Source organism: Shewanella xiamenensis, assembly GCF_014647135.1.
Classification (GTDB): Bacteria; Pseudomonadota; Gammaproteobacteria; order Enterobacterales; family Shewanellaceae; genus Shewanella; species Shewanella xiamenensis.
The window spans coordinates 235,202-255,442 of sequence record NZ_BMOP01000003.1 but is presented as its reverse complement, the minus strand read 5'-3'; the positions used below and the strand labels follow the sequence as shown (position 1 = coordinate 255,442).

The 20,241-nt window shown below is 46.3% G+C and carries 21 protein-coding genes; 13 read left to right on the top strand and 8 right to left on the bottom strand.

Features of this window, described 5'->3' with window-relative positions; translation table 11 throughout:
* Nucleotides 1–6: 6 nt before the first annotated feature.
* Nucleotides 7–183: a hypothetical protein gene (locus IEY09_RS04325; protein ID WP_011624090.1), complete on the bottom strand. Its 177-nt coding sequence runs from the start codon at nt 181–183 to the stop codon at nt 7–9.
* A gap of 503 nt (nt 184–686) precedes the next feature.
* On the opposite strand from IEY09_RS04325, the gene IEY09_RS04320 reads away from it, so the two are divergent.
* Both IEY09_RS04320 and IEY09_RS04315 read left to right on the top strand, forming a co-directional pair.
* Nucleotides 687–2,477 carry an ABCB family ABC transporter ATP-binding protein/permease gene (locus tag IEY09_RS04320; protein ID WP_047538821.1) on the top strand — a complete coding sequence of 597 codons (1,791 nt, stop codon included), beginning with the start codon at nt 687–689 and terminating at the stop codon, nt 2,475–2,477.
* Between the two features lie 110 nt (nt 2,478–2,587).
* On the top strand, nt 2,588–2,845 hold the full coding sequence (locus tag IEY09_RS04315; RefSeq protein ID WP_037414299.1) for a hypothetical protein: 258 nt from the start codon (nt 2,588–2,590) through the stop codon (nt 2,843–2,845).
* Nucleotides 2,846–2,868: 23 nt separating this feature from the next.
* On the opposite strand, the gene IEY09_RS04310 is transcribed toward IEY09_RS04315, so the two are convergent.
* The 3 genes from IEY09_RS04310 to IEY09_RS04300 all read right to left on the bottom strand — a co-directional run bounded on the left by IEY09_RS04310 (nt 2,869) and on the right by IEY09_RS04300 (nt 5,316).
* A complete protein-coding gene (locus tag IEY09_RS04310; protein ID WP_037414301.1) occupies nt 2,869–3,075 on the bottom strand; it encodes a hypothetical protein in 207 nt (68 codons plus the stop codon).
* 145 nt (nt 3,076–3,220) lie between these two features.
* Nucleotides 3,221–4,711: an FMN-binding glutamate synthase family protein gene (locus IEY09_RS04305; RefSeq protein WP_188869989.1), complete on the bottom strand. Its 1,491-nt coding sequence runs from the start codon at nt 4,709–4,711 to the stop codon at nt 3,221–3,223.
* Between the two features lie 11 nt (nt 4,712–4,722).
* Complete coding sequence (locus IEY09_RS04300; RefSeq protein WP_069453575.1) at nt 4,723–5,316, bottom strand: histidine phosphatase family protein; 594 nt, start codon at nt 5,314–5,316, stop codon at nt 4,723–4,725.
* A gap of 183 nt (nt 5,317–5,499) precedes the next feature.
* On the opposite strand from IEY09_RS04300, the gene IEY09_RS04295 reads away from it, so the two are divergent.
* From IEY09_RS04295 to IEY09_RS04285, 3 genes are all read left to right on the top strand, one after another.
* On the top strand, nt 5,500–6,105 hold the full coding sequence (locus IEY09_RS04295) for a DUF5610 domain-containing protein (RefSeq protein WP_037414307.1): 606 nt from the start codon (nt 5,500–5,502) through the stop codon (nt 6,103–6,105).
* A 109-nt stretch (nt 6,106–6,214) separates the two neighbouring features.
* A complete protein-coding gene (locus IEY09_RS04290) occupies nt 6,215–6,964 on the top strand; it encodes a ferredoxin--NADP reductase (RefSeq protein ID WP_144345375.1) in 750 nt (249 codons plus the stop codon).
* Nucleotides 6,965–7,035: 71 nt separating this feature from the next.
* Complete coding sequence (locus IEY09_RS04285) at nt 7,036–7,632, top strand: glutathione S-transferase N-terminal domain-containing protein (RefSeq protein ID WP_037414311.1); 597 nt, start codon at nt 7,036–7,038, stop codon at nt 7,630–7,632.
* Nucleotides 7,633–7,638: 6 nt separating this feature from the next.
* Here IEY09_RS04285 and IEY09_RS04280 read toward each other — a convergent pair whose 3' ends face one another.
* Nucleotides 7,639–8,058 carry a hypothetical protein gene (locus IEY09_RS04280; protein ID WP_047538809.1) on the bottom strand — a complete coding sequence of 140 codons (420 nt, stop codon included), beginning with the start codon at nt 8,056–8,058 and terminating at the stop codon, nt 7,639–7,641.
* A 215-nt stretch (nt 8,059–8,273) separates the two neighbouring features.
* Here IEY09_RS04280 and IEY09_RS04275 point away from each other — a divergent pair, with 215 nt between their 5' ends.
* From IEY09_RS04275 to IEY09_RS04255, 5 genes are all read left to right on the top strand, one after another.
* Nucleotides 8,274–9,281, top strand: a complete 1,008-nt coding sequence (locus tag IEY09_RS04275; protein WP_037414315.1) for a Fe(3+) ABC transporter substrate-binding protein — start codon at nt 8,274–8,276, stop codon at nt 9,279–9,281.
* Between the two features lie 58 nt (nt 9,282–9,339).
* Nucleotides 9,340–10,974, top strand: coding sequence for an ABC transporter permease (locus IEY09_RS04270; RefSeq protein ID WP_188869987.1), 1,635 nt, complete (start codon nt 9,340–9,342; stop codon nt 10,972–10,974).
* The gene (locus tag IEY09_RS04265; protein ID WP_188869985.1) at nt 10,971–12,020 is read left to right on the top strand and encodes an ABC transporter ATP-binding protein; all 1,050 of its coding nucleotides are present in this window, start codon (nt 10,971–10,973) and stop codon (nt 12,018–12,020) included. The genes IEY09_RS04270 and IEY09_RS04265 overlap by 4 nt, the downstream gene beginning before the upstream one ends.
* Before the next feature lie 142 nt (nt 12,021–12,162).
* Nucleotides 12,163–13,875: a gamma-glutamyltransferase gene (gene ggt, locus IEY09_RS04260; RefSeq protein ID WP_188869983.1), complete on the top strand. Its 1,713-nt coding sequence runs from the start codon at nt 12,163–12,165 to the stop codon at nt 13,873–13,875.
* A 203-nt stretch (nt 13,876–14,078) separates the two neighbouring features.
* Nucleotides 14,079–15,020, top strand: coding sequence for a Dyp-type peroxidase (locus IEY09_RS04255; protein WP_037414323.1), 942 nt, complete (start codon nt 14,079–14,081; stop codon nt 15,018–15,020).
* A 63-nt stretch (nt 15,021–15,083) separates the two neighbouring features.
* Here IEY09_RS04255 and IEY09_RS04250 read toward each other — a convergent pair whose 3' ends face one another.
* The gene (locus IEY09_RS04250) at nt 15,084–15,986 is read right to left on the bottom strand and encodes a LysR family transcriptional regulator (protein ID WP_099457007.1); all 903 of its coding nucleotides are present in this window, start codon (nt 15,984–15,986) and stop codon (nt 15,084–15,086) included.
* A 119-nt stretch (nt 15,987–16,105) separates the two neighbouring features.
* Between IEY09_RS04250 and IEY09_RS04245 the strand changes: the two genes are divergently transcribed.
* Nucleotides 16,106–16,738, top strand: coding sequence for an NAD(P)-dependent oxidoreductase (locus IEY09_RS04245; protein WP_188869981.1), 633 nt, complete (start codon nt 16,106–16,108; stop codon nt 16,736–16,738).
* A 121-nt stretch (nt 16,739–16,859) separates the two neighbouring features.
* On the opposite strand, the gene argR is transcribed toward IEY09_RS04245, so the two are convergent.
* Entirely contained in the window at nt 16,860–17,330 is a 471-nt protein-coding gene (gene argR / locus IEY09_RS04240) for a transcriptional regulator ArgR (protein ID WP_011071072.1), read from the bottom strand.
* Nucleotides 17,331–17,619: 289 nt separating this feature from the next.
* On the opposite strand from argR, the gene mdh reads away from it, so the two are divergent.
* Nucleotides 17,620–18,555 (top strand): malate dehydrogenase, encoded by a 936-nt coding sequence (mdh, locus tag IEY09_RS04235; protein ID WP_037414331.1) that lies wholly within the window; start codon nt 17,620–17,622, stop codon nt 18,553–18,555.
* A gap of 359 nt (nt 18,556–18,914) precedes the next feature.
* Here the strand turns inward: mdh and IEY09_RS04230 are convergent, their stop codons facing one another.
* Entirely contained in the window at nt 18,915–19,304 is a 390-nt protein-coding gene (locus tag IEY09_RS04230) for a thiol-disulfide oxidoreductase DCC family protein (RefSeq protein ID WP_188869980.1), read from the bottom strand.
* Between the two features lie 195 nt (nt 19,305–19,499).
* On the opposite strand from IEY09_RS04230, the gene folM reads away from it, so the two are divergent.
* A complete protein-coding gene (gene folM, locus IEY09_RS04225) occupies nt 19,500–20,219 on the top strand; it encodes a dihydromonapterin reductase (protein ID WP_188869978.1) in 720 nt (239 codons plus the stop codon).
* Nucleotides 20,220–20,241 lie beyond the last annotated feature (22 nt).

Here is a 20,241-nt window from a genome sequence, read left to right as displayed (position 1 = left end):
TTTTTATTATTTTTTGCTCATTTCGGCTAAATATTCGTTCGCTTTGGCTAAGCTACCAAAAGCGGCAATCAGGTTATTTCGGCCTTTGTCCTGAATTTCTGGATTCCCTGACTCGATCATCATCCACACCCAAGTTTGGATCAGTGGTAACGGCGGGTATTGAACTTTGGCTGAATCCAACATAAAGCATCCTTCGATCTTGATTTATTTGAGTTATCTTAGTGTTATCGCAAAACGAGTACAGAGCATATTGCTTCGCTCGCTGCTGCGGCCAGAGGTTTGCAAATCCTGCTGCTAGTGAACTTAAGTCCATGGGGCATTTTGGGTAAAACCGACAAAATAATCAACACTCCAATCCATGTTATCGCAGCCTATTTTAGCGTTCATTATTCGGATAAAACCTTGCAACTATGGCATTTCTTATCGTTAATAAGCCCTTAGTGATTTCTCCTAGGGTAAGTCGTTAGTGTGACATTTTTATATCGAGGCACTTCTATGCGGATATCTAATTAAAGACGTCTCATTACTTCAGTACCGGCAGCTGGTATAAGTGGTAATTGTGCCAAGTGATAAGTGGTTTGTCTGTCAGAAAAATCTGATTGATTTTATTAAAACTTTATCCTTTGATTCACTTTATTATTCGCCATGCTGTTACAATTGACCGACTTAGGCAAAGGTTTAGATATATGCGTCCAACACTGTACTTTGAAGGTCCCATCGATAAGCTCAATTGGCATGTGATTAAATTGCTCTGGCCCTATTTGCTTGAATATAAGGGGCGGGTGGCATTGGCTATGTCTTGCCTTATTGTTGCTAAGCTTGCTAGTGTCGGTTTGCCGTTTATTCTCAAAGATATAGTCGATACTTTAGATGTTAATAAAACAGCGCAGGCCTTGAGTGTGCCTATCGGCTTAGTATTGGCCTATGGCGCAGTACGACTGTTAACCGCCATTACGGGGGAAATCCGCGATACCTTGTTTGGTCGCGTAACTGAGCGGGCTATTCGGCGTTTAGGCCTTGCGGTGTTTGATCACCTACATCGACTCGATTTGGATTTTCACCTAGAGCGACGCACGGGCGGTTTATCGCGAGACATTGAACGTGGCACCAGTGGCGTGAGCTTTTTGATGCGTTTTATGGTGTTTAACATAGTGCCGACGCTGTTAGAAATTGCCATGGTCATTGGCATTTTCTTTTTTAATTATGGACTTGCCTTTGCTGCGATCACTTTTACCTCCGTGATGGCCTACATTTGGTTTTCGGTCATTGCTACCGAGTGGCGTACCGAATATGTGCGCGATGCCGCCAAGGCCGACTCCCTCTCGAATACCCGCGCTATCGACAGCCTGCTGAATTATGAAACCGTGAAGTATTTTAATAACGAGAAATATGAATCGGATAGATACGATCAGGCCCTAGAACAATGGGAAGTCGCTAAGCGTAAGAATCGTTTATCGCTTTTTGCCCTCAACGGCGGGCAGGCGCTGATTATTGCCTTAGCGATGACGGCGATGATGGTGTTAGCGGCTTATAAAGTGACCAACAATGAAATGACCATAGGTGACTTTGTGTTGATCAATGCTTTTATGATGCAGCTTTTTATGCCGCTAAACTTCTTGGGATTTGTCTACCGTGAAATCCGTGGCGCTTTAGCCAATATCGAGCGGATGTTCAGTTTGCTGGATAAACACCCTAGTATTATAGATAAACCCGATGCATTAGATTTTCACCCTTCCCGTGGCGAGCTCAGTTTTGAGCAGGTCAGTTTTAACTATGATGACAGACCCATACTGCGTAATGTTAGTTTTAAGGTTGCAGCGGGTAAAAAGGTCGCTGTGGTTGGGGATAGCGGTGCGGGAAAATCCACATTAATCAAACTATTGTTCCGCTTTTACGATGTAGAGCAAGGACGTATTTTGATTGATGGACACGACATTCGCCAGTTAACACAAGATGCGCTTCGCAGAGCGATTGCGATAGTGCCACAAGATACAGTGTTATTTAATGATTCTTTAGTTGAGAACATTCGTTATGGTCGCCCTGATGCGAGTGATGACGAAGTGCGCGATGCTATTAAACTCGCTCATTTAGAAGATTTTATTGCTTCACTTTCACAGGGTTGGGATACCAAAGTGGGTGAGCGGGGATTAAAACTTTCAGGTGGCGAGAAACAACGAGTTGCGATTGCTCGCGCGATCTTAAAAGGATCGCCAGTGTTAGTATTTGATGAGGCGACTTCATCCCTCGATAGTCGCTCCGAGCAGGCTATTTTAACGGCCCTTCGCGAGGTGGCCAAAGGACACACCAGCTTAGTGGTTGCACATCGATTATCGACGATTGTTGATGCTGATCAGATTGTTGTTTTAAGCAAAGGCGAAATTGTTGAGCAGGGACATCATACAGCATTATTAGCCCAGGACGGCCTTTACGCTAAGTTGTGGCGGATACAAAATGAACAACAACAGCTCTTGGTGTAATTATCAAAAGCGTTTGCTGTAAGTCTAATAGCGTTGCGACAATTCAGTTTTTATTCAGCTAAGGCTCTCTATACTCGAATCCAAGCAAATAATCATAAGAGGTGCTTGGCATGGAAAATATGGCATTAAGAGTCAATATTGAAGGCAGAGAAGAGAAAGTCAGCACAGACTGGTTTGCGATTATGGCAACGCTTCAAAAGCGCGGTGTAGATTATGATTCGCTACAACGAATTCATGCTGAGCTCAATGCAGGTCTGAAAGTGACAACAAGACGGTTAACGCTGGCCAAACTGAATCTAGATATGGGACTGGCTGGGATTATTCGTGGAACGAATGAATATAACGCTGATATTCATGGTGTTTGTTAAGCAGAATAATAGGATATATAAAATTATATCCCCTTGGGTTTTCCAGCCTTCCAACCTTCACACAGCAGATTGAATTTATTGGTCGAGTCGTCAATTCGTTTCAGACGAATGACTTGACCTTCACGAAAACACAACAGCTCGCCTTCGATCTCTGTTAAGCGATTGCAGCTCTTACAGCTTGTGCTGGCAGTTTTGCTGTCAGACATTTGGCTTACAAAGCTAGATTTCACAGTGTTTCCTTAACAATAAATATGAAATGGTTTAATTCAATGCGTGTATCACGGATTTTACTCCTTTTGTGATACACATTCAAATTAGTTATTGCTGAATTAACTTTAGATGAAAGTCGTATGTTATGCACTGGAAATTTATTAATTATTGATTGATATGGGAATAATATTTATCCAGTGAAACCGACAAGCCACTTTCAAGTACAATCCGTACATGGGAAGGTTTGAGCTGTCTTGGTTCTGTTACCCCACATGCATGGGCTATTAGCGCCAAGTCGTGGTGTAGATTATGGTTATAATTGGCAACTCGGTTAGATTTATCTTTCGGATCAAGTCCTTGCTGAAGTTTTTTATTGTGTGTGGTAATTCCAGTGGGACAAGTATCCTTGTTGCATTGCAATGCTTGAATACAGCCTAAGGCGAACATATTCCCACGGGCTGAGGCGATAAAGTCAGTGCCTAAGGCGAGCGCCCAAGCGACCCGTGAAGGGACGATGAGTTTACCAGAGGCGATCACTTTGATACGTTTACGCAGTCCACGTTGAATCAATACATTAACCAAAATAGGTAGACTTTCTTTTAGCGGTAGGCCAACACAATCCATTAAAGGTTGCGGCGCGGCACCTGTTCCACCATCGGCGCTATCTAAGGTGAAAAAGTCTGGAGCATATGCTTCTCCACGACGTTCAATTTCATCGCAAAAATCTTCAAGCCATGTTACGTCGCCGAGTACGGCTTTTATTCCTGTGGGTTTACCCGTTACTTCGCGCACTCTGGCAATCATATCCAGAATATCGCCAACATTTTTAAACTCGATATGACCGTTGGGACTGATGGAATCTTGTCCCTGTGGAATACCGCGAATATGGGCGATTTCCTCTGTCACTTTTACGCCAGGTAGGATGCCACCTTTACCGGGTTTTGCACCTTGACTCATTTTGATTTCAAACATTTTGACTTGAGGGTGCGCTGCAATTGTTTTGAGTTTGTTTTCGTCTAAATGGCCGTGCTCGTTACGAACGCCATATTTGGCGGTGCCGATTTGAAAGACTAAATCACAGCCGCCCTTTAAATGATAAGGGCTTAAACCGCCTTCACCTGTATTTAACCAACAACCTGCCTGCGCCGCACCGTGGGATAAGGCGGTGATAGCGGGGCGGGACAGAGCGCCAAAGCTCATGGCAGAGATGTGGCAAATGGTATTAGTGGTGTAAGGTTCGCGGCAATCGGCGCCAATAGTTAGCGGATGAATGGGTGTAATGTCCTCATCTTGGGTCGGAAAGGCGGTATTCATAAACATAATCGTACCTGTCGTGTCCAAGGGCCGGGTCGAGCCAAATGCTATCGTTCTATCGACATTTTTAGCCGCTCTATATACCCAGCTTCGTTCTGCGCGGTTAAAGGGGAGTTCTTCCCTGTCCTGGGCAAAAAAGTATTGTCTGAAAAATTCACCTTGTTTCTCAAATAAATATCTAAAACGACCAATCACAGGATAGTTATGGCGTACTGCCTGTTTGGTTTGCAATTTGTCAGCAAAGTACATGTAGACAATGGCTAGAGCGCCAAAACCGATAATGATTAAAAACAGCCCAGATAAGAGATCTAGTCCCCACATAAACCAATTCAATTCGTGCATCTTGTTATCCTCTATTCATTGCCGTAGCGGGTGGAGATCAAGCTGGCAGGTTGTCCATCATTAATGGAAAGTAAAAACAACTGGCTGTAATCATCTTCACTGATGTTGGTAATTTCAGGGCCACCGAGAGCCTTGATGATAAGTGGCACGGTGTTGGAGTGCCCTGCAATTAAGCTGTTACCTTTAACCGCATGTACTTGTTCAACAATATGTTGGATATGGGTTTCGAGAGGTTTTTTTGCCTCGAGCACAGTAATCGGTAAATGCCGCTCCGTTGAAATCGGTAATAAGGTTTGCTGAGTCCTTTGATATTGAGTCGCAATCAGCTGCGAAATGGGGGTACGTTTTAAGGCGCTGATAAGCGCCTGAGCACGTATATTGCCACTGGCTGAAAGGGGAGGATCGCCTGCGGGCTCATCAGCTTTTTCTGCATGTCTTACGAGAATGATTAATCGATTATCGGCAATAGCTTGATTGATCGGACTAAGTCCAATGCTGGCGAAGAATAGCAGACTTATCAGTAATGATTGTATTAGCGTTCCTGAATTGAAACCGATTCTTCGATTATGCCGCAAAAAACCATGTAAATATTGGGCGATTGCCATGCCTTATATCCTTATTTTATGGGCGAGTATTAAGAGGGGGTTAGGATGGTATTGAACAAACAAACCTATTCTCTATTTGTATCATTGCATTAAGTATGAATGGTACTGCAATTTATAAAATTGCTAAAGTTGCTCAAATTTTGGTCGATAATTAAGTCTCCCCAAGTTGAGTGGACTAGCATCATGGAAATCAATAACCCTGCACAGGTACAGAGCACTTCTTCGACCCACAGTAAATATGCTGAAAACGCGGCAAATAGTGATAAGACGAAAAATGTGGATGCCACCTCTAAACAGACGGCGCAGCAAACTAGTAAGCAGTTAATGAATCAAGCAATTCTATCGGCGCAGGAAGATGTAAGCCTAAAGTCGGGTGATCAATCTATGACCTTGCTTTATCGCGCAGCAATCGAAGCGATAAACAAAGAGTTAGCTCCTTCTATGGGCGAGAACGCAATTCAAACCGCCTATGATAACGGTGTCGATACGTCCCCCGAGGCCACTGCCGATCGTATTGTGAGTTTCGCGACGCAATTTTTTAGTGTTCATCAGCAGCAAAATTCGAATATGAGTTTTGACGAACAGCTCGACAGCTTTATGACCATCATTGGTGGCGCTATCGATAATGGCTTTAAAGAGGCGAGGGATATTTTATCTGGTCTTAAAGTGCTGCAGGGCGATATTGCCGATGGTGTGGATAAAACCTATGGGCTCGTTCAAGAAGGATTACAGGCCTTTAGAGACAGTTTTAATAAAAAATCAAATGAGACTCAAGCGACTAACACTTAATTTAACCTTGCATATCTTAACTCTTAAGCCCCTTACAATAAGGGGTTTTTGTTGTGTGAATAACCGTCTATGCTAGGAGCCTATTTAACGTTTTGCTTGAGGGCGAGTTATGTGGACTAGGGGACGCGTTATTGAACGTATTGATTGGAACGACAAGTTATTTTCACTGCGGATAGCGGCCGAGTTAGCTCCCTTTATTCCCGGTCAATTTATTAAACTCAGTCAACTGCAAGATGATAAGCGTATCGCTAGAGCTTATTCCCTTGTTAATTCTCCCGATAAACCCTATGCCGAGATTTTGGCTGTTGCTGTAGAGGATGGCCAGTTATCCCCACAATTACAGAATCTTACCATCGGTGATGAAATAGAAATCACTCCAACGGCAACGGGTTTTATGACCTTAGATGAGATCCCAAAGGGAGAATTACAAGGTCGGCATTTATGGTTTTTAGCCACAGGTACGGCCATCGGGCCATTCTTATCCATGCTGGATACCGCCGAACCTTGGCAGCGTTTTGAGAAAATTGTGCTTGTCTATGGTGTGCGCGAAGCTAAAGATTTAGCCTACCTCGATAAACTAAAGGCTTATTCGATGCAATATCCAGATCAGTTTATCCTGTGTTTAACTGTGACCCGTGAAAAGCTTGATGACGCATTGCAATGTCGTATCCCCGATGGCTTAGTCTCGGGTGAAATCGAGCGGAAAGTCGGATTAACCTTAAGTGCGGCGGATTCCCAGGTGATGATTTGCGGTAATCCTGGGATGATTAGCGGCGCCCAAGCGGCATTGCTTGATAAGGGGCTCTCGAAAAATTTACGCCGTGCTCCTGGGCAAATTACCGTAGAAAAATATTGGTAATAATGCGAGTGTTTAGCATCCGTTACCAAAGTATTCGTTGCTTTATAGTTATCGTTTAGAAGGATTTTTTGATGAAGTTGCTCTGCTCCCTTGCGTCACCCTATGCTCGCTGTGTTCGTAGCTTAATCCGTTATTTAGGGATTAAAGATATTGAAGAAGTCCTCGTTAATCCAATGGAAAATACGGCACAGTTGCTTGATGTTAATCCGTTAGGTCAAATTCCCTGTCTGATCACGAATGATGGCGTGCCTATTTTCGATAGCGAAGTGATTATGCGTTATCTGGACGCAGAATTAGGTTCACAGGAAATGTTTGGCGGTCAACCTTATAACTGGGTATTGCAGTGCCAGTACTCGATGATCAAGGGATTAATTGATAGCGCGGTGAAGTTGCGCCAAGAGCAAATGCGTGAAGATGAGGGGGTGAGATCAGCTTTTTGGACATCACGTTTTGAGCAGGCTCTGCTGCGTGGGTTGATGCAGATGGAGCATCAGAGCGTGATTACTCAAGCAACCATACAAGCGCCACAGTTAGCGTTAATCTGTTTGTTGGATTATGTGGATTTCAGACACCCTGAACTCGATTGGCGTAAAGTTGCTCCAGCGACTGCGATCTGGTTTAGCGAAATGCGTGATTTACCTGCGTTTGTAGATACTCGCCCACAATAAATATTGTCAATGGTCGGTTAAGCGCCGGCCTTTAGGCTTATCTCGGCGATTATGTTCACCAAATGCGCCGAAGAGCTCTTTAGTCATGCCGTAGTCAACTCGGCGATCGTTACCAGCTTGGCGCCTATCGTCATAGTGTTTATAGTGGCACTGACATTGGCTTTGGGTGCAGCCTTTCATTGGAATTTCAGGCGCTTCTTTTGACAGGAAGCGTTTTCCTTTAATTGCATCGACCTGTTTGCAGCAATTAGCTTCATTTTCAATACTCACGCAGTGGAAGGCATTCAATATCGTCGTTCCGTGCTTTGCTCGTTTTGCCAAACTCGTGGTTTTGGCAAACGACTTGTGCTGCTTTTGACTATTTTGGTAGGTCATAAATATCGCTAGTCCAAGAATAGTAATGAAGAGTAGTAGCATGCTAAACATAATACCTCCCAACTATTTTTAAAAATTAAGATTCAGTTTAGTTTGGTTTGAGATAATTCGCCTTTTTATATCTTAATTTCATTAAAAACAAAAAGTTATACTAACTATTGCTCTCCTTAAGTCGATCAATTACTCTTGCGAAACTGATAACTATTATCATTTTTAATCTAAGAACGACTCACGTTTGACGTCATCATTTTGAGGAGAAATCGCGAATGAAATGGGTAACTTGTGCCGCTTTAATTGGGTTGATATCGGTTGCACAGTCTGCACATGCGGATGAAAAATTAACGGTTTATTCCTATCGTCAAGCGTTTTTGATTGAGCCCATCTTGAAGCGCTTTACTGAAGAAACAGGCATTGGCGTGAATGTGGTGTTTGCCAAAGACGGGATTGCCGAACGTATTGCCCGTGAAGGTCGCTTATCGCCCGCCGATTTAGTGTTAACTTCAGATTTTTCTCGTTTGGTCGAATTAGTCGAAAAAGATCTGACTTCTCCCGTGAAAAGTGAGCAGCTCAATAGCAATATTCCTGCGCAATACCGCGATCCGGATGGGCAATGGTATGCCTTGACGATGCGTGTTCGAAACCTCTATACGGCAAAAGATCGCTTAGGCCCACAAGCGATTAGTTATGAAGAACTCGCCGATCCTAAATACAAAGGTAAGATTTGTACTCGCAGCGGTAAGCATCCTTACAACATCGCCTTGGTGGCTTCGATGATTGCTCATCACGGTGAGGCGGACACGAAAACGTGGCTACAGGGCGTGAAAACTAACTTAGCCCGCAAGCCTCAAGGTAACGATCGCGGACAGGTTCAAGCGGTAAAAGAAGGCCTATGTGATATCGCGATTGGTAACAGCTACTACTATGGCAATATGCTGCAAGATCCGGAGCAAAAGAGCTGGGCTGAAGCCGTGGTGATTAATTTCCCGAATCAGGCTGACCGCGGTGCCCATGTCAACGTTTCAGGTATGGTGCTCACTCGCCACGCGCCGAATAAAGACAATGCTATCAAGTTGATGGAATTCCTCTCTGGCGATGTGGCGCAAAAAGCCTATGCCGAAGTGAATATGGAATATCCAGTAAAAGCCGATGTTGCACCTTCAACCTTAGTGGCCTCTTGGGGCGAGTTTAAATCTGATAAGTTGCCGATTTTCAAGCTGGCGGAATACCACCAAGCGGCGGTGAAATTGTTAGATGAAGTGCAGTTTGACCTCTAGTTAGGCAGTTAAATCGATAAGTGCGCCATTAATTGGCGCACTTGTTTAAAGGAGCCACATGATTTTAGGATTAGCCAGAAGCTGGTCGCTTACTGGTTATGCCATAGCTGTGCTACTGGTGTTACCCCTCGTTGCGTTACTTCTTCAAGCGGCTCAGCCCGATGAGGCCGTTTTTGGTCATCTACTTTCTACTGTATTACCGACATACATCACTAATAGCTTATGGTTGATTCTGTGGGTGAGTATTGGCTCACTGTTGCTGGCGTTGCCCTGCGCTTGGTTAATGGCGCGCTGTGAATTTGTCGGTAGACGGTATTTGCAATGGGCTTTGTTATTGCCCTTGGCCATGCCAGCCTACATTGTTGCCTACGTGTATACGGATTTATTTGATTACGCCGGCCCAGTACAAAGGAGTTTGCGCGCGCTCTTTGGTTGGAGCTCACCGCAGGATTACTTTTTCCCTGATATTCGCACCTTAGGTGGTGCAGCGTGTGTGTTATCGCTGGTGTTATTTCCCTATATTTATCTGTTAGCGCGTACCGCGTTTATGGAGCAATCCTTAAGTTTGGCGCATGCATCAAGGATCATGGGCTGCTCGCCTTGGCAGAGTTTTTGGCGTTTATCTTTGCCAATGGCAAGGCCCGCCTTGGCCATGGGTGTGGCATTAGTGGCGATGGAAACCGCAGCGGATTTTGCCACAGTTAACTACTTTGCCGTGCCAACCTTAACGACAGCCGTATATGACACTTGGTTGGGCTATGGCAATTTAACCGCCGCGGCAAAGCTCTCGGCCATTATCCTGCTGGTGGTGTTTAGCTTGATTGGCGTTGAGCGTTTTGCCCGCCGTAAGCAGCAGTTATTCCAAAAACAGTCCCGCATTCAAGCGAGCGATTTATATCGGCTCTCACCAATGCAAACCCTGTTTGCCCTCGGTTATTGCATCACCTTGTTACTGCTGGCCTTTGTGCTGCCAAGCGGAATTTTACTCTCCTACGCTATCGGTTATTTTGAGCAGAGCTGGGATTCGATTTTCTGGCAATTGAGCGTGAATAGCTTGAGCCTCGCGCTCATTACTAGCCTAGTGTGCTGCGCGATTGCATTGATATTGATGTTTATTCGCCGTGTGAGCCCAAGGACGAGTGATGCATTGCCATCGCGCTTGGCTTCAACTGGCTATGCTTTACCCGGAACGGTACTTGCCATTGGTGTCTTGGTGCCATTAACCCTGCTCGACTTTGCGATTAACGACGTCGCCGATTGGTTGGGCATGGCAGGCCCTGGGCTCTTGCTCACTGGCAGTACGGTTGCGCTGGTTTTTGCTTTTTGTGTGCGCTTTGTGGCCATTGCGATTGGCAGTGTTGAGACTAGCTATAAACGCATCTCGCCTTCACTGGATATGGTCAGTCTAACTCTTGGGCAAAGCCCAAGACGACTGCTACAAAGAGTGCATCTGCCGCTGCTCACTAAGGGGTTATTTGCCGGGGCGCTGCTGGTGTTTATCGAAAGCATGAAAGAATTACCGGCGGCATTGTTGCTGCGTCCCATAGGTTTTGAGAATCTCGCGACCTATGTCTTCCAGTTTGTCTCTGACGAAAAGCTTGAACATGGCGCCTTGCCTGCCATTGTGATTGTGCTCGTGGGCTTGGTCCCGCTGATTTATTTAAACCGTTCTTTGGAGCAAGATAGCCGATGACCAGTACGCTCAATCTTCATCAAGTCCATAGTGATTATCAGGGCCAACAGATACTCAAAGGCTTAGATTTGACGCTGGCACAGGGGGAAATTCTTGCGCTGCTCGGCCCAAGCGGTTGTGGCAAAACCACCTTGCTCAGGGCGGTGGCAGGCTTGCAGGCCATCAGCCAAGGTGAAATTCAAATTAATGGCAAGATTGTAAGCGGCGCAGTGCAATTTGTGCCGAGTGAGCAACGGGGCATAGGGATGATTTTCCAAGACTATGCTTTGTTCCCCCATTTGACCGTCGCCGAGAATATTCTCTTTGGTGTGGCAAAATTAACGCCAGCGCAGCGCAAGGCACGGTTAGATGACATGCTCGCCCTGGTAAAACTTGAAGGCTTAGCCAAGCGTTATCCCCATGAGTTGTCAGGTGGTCAGCAGCAGCGGGTGTCGATTGCCCGCGCATTAGCCTATGAGCCGCAATTACTGTTACTCGACGAGCCTTTTTCGAATATCGATGCACAGGTGCGCCACAGCATGATGGCGGAGATCCGCAGCATTCTAAAGCAGCGTAATGTTAGTGCGGTTTTTGTTACCCATAGCAAAGATGAGGCCTTTGTGTTTGCCGATACCTTGGCCATTTTTAATCAAGGTGTGATAGTACAACATGGCCGAGCGGAAGACTTATATGCCGCACCAAATAGCCGCTATGTGGCTGATTTTCTGGGAAGTGGCAACTATTTACCCGCCGAGGTTGTTGATGGCCACCGTGTTGTCACTCCCATTGGTGAGCTGCGCAGCCTCACGCCCTTGTCAAAGTCTAATGCATTTAATGGCCAAGTGTTTTTGCGGCCACAGCAATTGGCGCTCAGTGCCGATGATGCGGGCGTAGGGACAATTACCGAGCGGCGCTTCCTCGGCGCATTTTGCCATTATTGGGTAAAAGTCGAGGCGGCATCCCACGCCCATTACGTCGAAGTGCGTAGCCAAATTATGCAGTTCAATGTTGGTCAGCGAGTGGGCTTAAATACTGAGCCACATTCCCTAGTGCTATTTGAGTCTTAATGCCTAGACCGCACTCGATATGCCAGTGTCTCAGCAGAAAGCATGACATTTTTGCTTACGTTTAACTTGGGTAAAAAACACCTAGATTGCTGATATTTTCAGCCTTCCTTGTTACCTTAATTCCTCCAGAGTGGGAGGAATTATGATAAAAACAATAAAATCAATTTGTACCTTAGTCACAGTGGCGACAGCAATGTCGTCATCGGGAGTGTTAGCCATGGATAGGATCACGGGTAAAGCCTTTGCGACGCGCTCAGAAGTGTATGCCACCCACGGAATGGCGGCGACCAGTCAACCGCTGGCGACACAGGTCGCGATTGATGTATTAAAACAGGGCGGCAGCGCCGTGGATGCAGCCATTGCAGCGAATGCCATGCTGGGCTTAGTCGAGCCGACTGGCTCGGGTGTTGGTGGTGATTTATTTGCCATCGTCTGGAGTGCTAAAGATAAAAAGCTTTATGGCCTTAATGCCTCCGGTCGCAGCCCCAAATCCTTAACGCTAGAGAAGCTAAAATCCCTCGGATTAGACTACTTGCCTCCTTTGGGGCCGCTACCCGTATCGGTTCCTGGTGCGGTGGATGGATGGTTCGAACTGCACGATAAGTTCGGCAAGTTACCAATGGCCGATAACTTAGCGCCAGCGATTCGTTATGCCCGCGAAGGTTTCCCTGTCTCCGAGTTGATTGCCTATTACCTTGAGGGCAGCGGTAAAAAACTCGCTCAATTCCCCGGTTTTAAAGAAACCTATATGCCCAATGGCAAAATGCCTGCGGTAGGGGAAATCTTCAAAAATCCTGCACTGGCAAACACCTATGAGAAAATTGCTAAAGGCGGCCGCGATGCCTTTTACAAGGGGGACATTGCCAAAAGTATTGATAAATACATCAAGGCTCAAGGTGGCTATTTAAGTTATGAAGACTTAGCCAGCCATACCAGTGACTGGATTGAACCCGTATCGGTCAACTACCGTGGTTACGATGTGTGGGAGTTGCCGCCCAATGGGCAGGGGATTGCCGCGCTACAGATCTTAAAGACCATGGAGCCCTTCGATGTCGCCGCCATGGGCTTTAATAGTCCCGAATATTTGCACTTATTTGTAGAGGCCAAAAAACTCGCCTTTGCCGATCGCGCGAAATTTTATGCCGATATGGCCTTTAACAAGGTGCCTGTAAAAGAGTTGATCTCGCAGCAGTATAATTACGATCGCGCCAAGTTAATTGATTTAAACAAGGCGGCTAAGAGTGTCGATGCGGGCAATCCTGCGCTGCAACATGGGGATACTGTGTATCTCACTACCGCGGATAAAGACGGCAACATGGTGTCGCTGATCCAGAGTAACTACCGCGGCATGGGCTCAGGTATGACGCCGCCGGATCTCGGCTTTGTGCTGCAAGATCGCGGGCAGATGTTCGATCTCACCGAAGGTCGATTTAACACCTATGCGCCGGGTAAGCGGCCCTTCCATACCATTATTCCCGCCTTTGTGACCAAAGACGGTAAACCTTGGCTCAGTTTTGGGGTGATGGGCGGTGCAACACAGCCGCAAATGCATGCGCAGATTATTATCAATCTGATTGATTTTAAAATGAACTTGCAAGAAGCAGGTGATGCCCCCAGAATTTTACACTCAGGTTCGACTGAGCCTACGGGGGAGATAATGAATGACGGTGGCTATGTGAGCCTTGAATCAGGCTTCCCCGTCGAAACTCGCCGTGAGCTGATGAAGAAAGGCCATGTGCTTCGCGATGTTCTCGGTGATTTCGGTGGCTATCAAGCCATTGGCTTTAATGCTGAAACTGGCGTTTACCGCGGTGCATCCGAAAGCCGAAAGGATGGTTATGCTGCAGGATATTAACGCATCACTCGTTTTGCTCTACTGAAGCGAATGCAGAATAGACAACATTGACGAGGCGTAATGGCCTCGTCAATTTTTATATTTCAGCCTCAAAAGGCCTTTACATCACAAAGACGGACAAACTGTGCGTTACTTAATGTCATTTTCAGGTAAAGTTGCGGATAATATTGCCGAAAATGAATCGACAACAGGGTGATAACCAGATGGATATTCAAAATATGCCGCGTGAACAGTTAGGTGTGTGTGCAGAGGGAAACTTACATAGCGTCTATTTGATGTTTAATGCGAGCGACAACGATAACGTTGAATCGCAATTGCGTCCCTGTATTGCCAACGTTGCGCAGTATATTTATGAGTTGACGGATCAGTATTCCGATAGTGCATTTAATGGTTTTGTGGCCATAGGCGCCAACTATTGGGACAGTCTCTATCCCGATGCTCGCCCCGAAATGCTTAAGCCTTTCCCAGCGATGCAGGCGGGTAACCGCGAGGCGCCTGCGATCGAATACGATCTGTTTGTGCATCTTCGTTGCGATCGTTACGACATTTTGCATTTAGTCGCCAACGAAATCAGCCAAATGTTTGAAGACTTAGTCGAGTTAGTGGAAGAAGAGCGCGGCTTTAGATTTATGGATAGTCGCGACTTAACGGGCTTTGTCGATGGCACCGAAAACCCGAAAGGGCGTCATCGCCAAGAGGTCGCCTTGGTTGGGGATGAAGACCCTGAATTTAAGGGCGGCAGCTATATTCACGTACAAAAGTACGCCCACAACTTGAGTAAGTGGCATAGATTACCGCTTAAAAAGCAAGAAGATATTATCGGTCGTACCAAGCAAGACAACATCGAATACGAGTCGGAAGATAAGCCATTAACCAGCCATATCAAGCGGGTAAACCTCAAGGATGAAAACGGCAAGTCCATCGAGATTTTGCGCCAGAGCATGCCTTACGGCTCGCTCAAAGAACAAGGTTTGATGTTTATTTCAACCTGCCGCACACCGGATCACTTCGAGAAGATGCTCCATAGCATGGTGTTTGGTGATGGTGCGGGTAATCACGATCACTTGATGCACTTTACCAGTGCGTTAACTGGCTCGTCGTTTTTCGCCCCAAGCTTAGATTTTTTGATGCAATTCGATAATTAACCCTTAGCAAATCGCGACTAAACGCACTGAGCCTTAAGCCTCAGTGCGTTTTTGTTTGTGGGCTTAACTCGCCGCTGTCCACTTATTGATATCGAGCCGCCATTGCTGAGCGGTAAAATCGATAAAGGCGCGCACTAGCGCTTGTTGGTAGCTGCGAGATAAGTACACGGCCCAGAGGGTTTGGCCTGGTGCCGTGTATTCGGGGAGCACTTCTTGCAGTTGACCGCTGGCCAGATATTGATTAGCTAAGTCACAGGGCAAGTAGGCAATGCCATGCCCGCGCAACGCGGCGCTGACCAGCACTCCCATTTCATTGGCCATCAGATTCCCCATAGGTTTTATCAGCTCACTCTGTTGCTCCTTGAGTAGCTGCCAATGTTGCTGCGAGCTATGGATAAGGCAATTATGGTTGAGCAGATCGTTAGGGACGGTTAACGGCTCGGCTTGAGCCAAGTAACTGGGCGCGGCGCACAGCACAGCATCTATGCTCATCAATTTACGGGCAATCAAATTCTCATCGGGCTGCTCGGTATAGCGCAGTGCCACGTCCACCCGCTCATCCACTAATTGAGCAAAACTGTCCGACATTAACAGCTGAATATTGACCTTAGAGTGCAATTTTATAAAGCGATCGACCACATCAAACAGACTGTGCTGCCCAAGTCCGACGGGTGTGGCAATACGAATACTGCCGACTAATTCAGTGTTATGACTATGGGCGCGGCTTTCCATTGCGGCGACTTCACTCAGCACCCGCTGACAATATTGTAGGGCTTCTTCACCCTGTAAGGTCAGGCTAACGCTGCGGGTGGTGCGGTGTAGCAGGCGTAAACTGAGCCACTGCTCAATTTCTTGAATATGGCGAGAAACCTGTAAACGACTGAGATCGAGGTGTTCTGCGGCCTTAGTAAAGCTGCCACAGTTAGCCACTTCGATAAAGCTACGCATGGCGGCGATTTTATCCATATATAATTACACCCATTAGTATCTCAATCTGAAACAATCCTGCTCATTTATCGATATTTATCACGCTAAGTATCGCAAGTAAACTGGTCTCAATTTAAATCAGCAGTGAGACTTATCAAATGAAAATTGCAGTATTAGGTGCATCAGGTTGGATTGGCGGAACCATTTTAAATGAAGCCTTAAGCCGTGGTCATGACGTCGTTGCCTTAGTGCGTGACCCAAGCAAGCTTGGTGAAACGGCGGCAGAAGTGCGTAGTGTTGACCTGACTCAGCCATTAACCGCTGAAACCTTTGCAGGCGTGGATGTGTTAATTGCTTCAGTGGGCGGCCGCGCCGAGCAGAATCACGGCTTAGTGGCGAAAACAGTTAATAATCTATTAGCCGTATTGCCACAGGCTAAAGTGCCACGTTTATTGTGGGTCGGTGGGGCAGGTAGTCTAGAAGTGGCACCGGGAGTAACCTTGGTTTCAAGCCCAGATTTCCCGTCTGCCTATAAGGATGAAGCTCTGGCTCAAGGTGAAGCATTAAAGGCATTTCGCGCCGCCAACACCACTGTTAACTGGACTTTTGTCAGCCCAGCGGCAGAGATCTACCCTGGTGCAAGCGAAGGCTCTTACCGTTTAGGTGGCGATAGCTTCTTTACCGATGCAAATGGCCGCAGCCGGATTTCGGTGAGTGATTACGCCAAAGCCATGCTCGATGAAGCAGAAAAAGCGGTGCATCCCAATCAAAGGATCAGTGTGGCTTACTAAAGCTGAGGAGATTCGGCTAAATACTGTAACGTAAGCGGGACACAAGCCCTGAAATTAGGCTAATGCTGGACTGAAAAGCATACAGTGGAAATAGAACAGGTCAGCAAGCTGACCTGTTTTTTTATTCTGCGTAGTTGAATAAAGATTTGATGGTTTCCAAGGTATCGGCGATATCTTGAATGCTAGATGGACAAATAAAGATCGTATCGTCACCCGCAATGGTTCCCAAAATCCCTTCAGGTTTACCGATGGAGTCTAACAAACGAGCAATTAATTGTGCGGCGCCTGGGCTAGTGCGGACAACAATCATCGCTTGGTTATGGTCAACATCGAGTACTAAATTCTTTAACGGGCTGCCCGCAGTGGGCACGCCTAATTCGGCAGGTAAGCAATAAACCATCTCCTGCTTAGCGTTGCGAGTGCGCACGGCACCGAACTTGCTGAGCATACGAGACACTTTAGATTGGTTTATATTAGTAAAGCCTTCTGCTTGCAAGGCGGTGACGATTTCACTCTGGGAGCCAAAGCGCTCCTCTTTTAAAATCGCCTTAAAAATTCTAACAAGGTCATCCTGATTCTTGGTCGTTTGCATAGTCTTATTCTTTATTCAAAAAAACAGGCTTATTCTGAATAGTTTTGGTTAAACTGTCAACAAATAACCATAATGACTGAATAAAAATGCAATTAACTCACTTTGTGCTAATACATTTATAAATGTATTTGTTGAACTAGAGTAAATATTCAACATTGCAACGCGCTGTTTTAGTAAATCTTTGAATCAACGACTAAGGGATAATTGAAATTAGCGTGACATTCCAGTAATGTGACGCCAACGCAAAATAGATCCATGTCACAATATCCGAGAAATAACGGAGATAACTATGAAAGTTGCTGTACTTGGTGCTGCTGGTGGTATCGGCCAGGCTCTTGCCCTACTGTTAAAAACTCAATTACCTGCGGGTTCTCAACTGTCTCTATACGATATCGCACCGGTAACTCCGGGTGTTGCGGTTGACTTGAGCCATATCCCAACTGCGGTTGAAATCAAAGGTTTTGCTGGTGAAGATCCAACGCCTGCCCTCGTGGGTGCTGACGTTGTGCTTATCTCTGCTGGTGTTGCACGTAAGCCTGGTATGGATCGTTCAGATCTGTTCAATATCAACGCAGGTATCGTTCGCAACCTGATCGAGAAAGTGGCTGTGACTTGCCCTAAAGCGCTCGTGGGTATTATCACTAACCCAGTAAACACTACAGTTGCTATTGCTGCTGAAGTGCTGAAAAAAGCAGGTGTTTACGATAAGAACCGTTTATTCGGCGTGACCACTCTGGACGTTATCCGTTCTGAGACTTTCATCGCTGAATTAAAAGGCTTAAACGTTGCTGACGTTAAAATCAACGTGATCGGCGGCCACAGTGGCGTGACTATTCTGCCATTACTGTCTCAAGTTGAAGGCGTGACTTTCTCTGATGAAGAAGTGGCTTCTTTAACTAAACGTATCCAAAACGCGGGTACTGAAGTGGTTGAAGCTAAAGCCGGTGGCGGCAGCGCGACGCTGTCTATGGGTCAAGCGGCATGCCGTTTCGGTATGTCTCTGGTTCGTGGTCTGCAAGGCGAAGCTAACATCGTTGAATGTGCTTACGTTGACGGCGGCAGCGAGCACGCTGAATTCTTCGCTCAACCAGTGCTGTTAGGCAAAAACGGTATCGAAAAAGTACTGCCTTACGGTGAAGTGAGCGCATTCGAAGCTAACGCCCGTGATTCTATGTTAGATACGCTGAAAGGCGATATCAAACTAGGCGTTGATTTCGTTAAGTAATCTATCTGGATTATGAGAGAACGGAGCCTAATGGCTCCGTTTTTTTATGCGCTAAAATTGAGTCCTTACTTGAGGCTAATACCAATCACATTAAATATCTAATCAGTTCAGAGCCTCACAGGCATTTCAATCCAAGGCGCATTGACGCAGAAATGGTCATTCCCTTTTAAGTCAATGCAACACCGGAGTGGGATGCCTGTGAGGCTCCCGAAGGGCGGCTGATGTTCACTGCATGGCAACGCGCTTTATACTGCGTTTAAGGCTTTCGACAGAGCACCACTATGCCTTCAAGCCTTCGCCTTGTCTAAAGCGCGTTGAACTCCCGCTGAATGAACAGATATTTAATACGGTTGGTATAACTACTTAGGCAGTTGGCATTGATTGTCGCAGCGCGCCTTGCCCGTTAATAAATAAGAGATGCGGTATCTGTGCTTGGCAAATCTCAGGTAGCACCAATCCGCGATAGGTTTGATAAGCGGTAAGCGTAGCACTTGCACCCAAGGGCGCGTACCCGTTAATCCCCAAGCTTTGCAGGTGACATCTAGCCCTAGCAGCACTTGGCCAGAGGCGGTTTCGCCATGGAGAATGGTATTGGCGTAGTCTTTATCGATATAGCTGAATCTTGAGCTGAAGTTTTCAGCATTAAGATCCACCAGTTCAATTCGGTCGTGGGGATCGCGCGCTTTAAGCTGACGCATTTCAGCGCTACATAAAGGGCAATTGCCGTCGTAAAAAATCCGCAGTTCCATTAGGTCTACCTCTTACTGTGTGTCCCTGAGTATACGCAGTTGCCAGGCATTTAGATCGACATGTTTACGGTTTTAATTGTTATACACTCTTGGCTAGAGGCATTAAGCTATTGCGATGAGTGACGTGATTGTGTGATTAACAATCTGCTAAATGCGTTTGCTTTTAATCAGTGCTTGGCAAATAACAGGATGGATATGACAGCTCCCATTATTATCACTGGCGTGGGTAAACGTATTGGTTACGCCCTCGCGAAACACTTGCTCGCCCAAGGGCACAAGGTGATTGGCACTTACCGCAGCCATTATCCCAGCATCGATGAGTTGCAGTCTTTGGGCGCGACCTTAATCCAATGCGATTTTTACGATAATGCGCAGCTCCAAACCCTGATTGAGCAATTGAGCCAATACCCCAAAATCCGCGCTATTATCCATAATGCCTCTGACTGGTTGCCAGACAACAGCCCAAGCCTTGCCCCCCATGAGGTGATGCAGCGCATGATGCAGGTGCATGTGAGCGTACCCTATCAAATAAACCTAGCCTTAGCCTCGCAATTACGTGCGGGAGCCGAGGGTGAGATTGGCGCCAGCGATATTATCCATTTCACCGACTATGTGGTCGAAAAGGGCAGTGCCAAGCACATGGCTTATGCGGCCAGTAAAGCGGCGCTAGATAATTTAACTTTATCCTTTGCGGCTAAATTAGCGCCCGAGGTCAAAGTGAATGCGATTGCGCCGGCGATGATCCTTTTTAATCCAAGTGATGATGAAGCCTATCGACAAAAGACCTTAGTCAAGGCCATCTTGCCAAAAGAAGCTGGAAATCAAGAGATTATCGCCTTGGTGGATTATCTATTGGCGAGCCGCTATGTCACTGGGCGTAGCCACAATGTCGATGGTGGGCGGCATTTAAGGTAAAAAAGAATCTAGATTTTAGGTT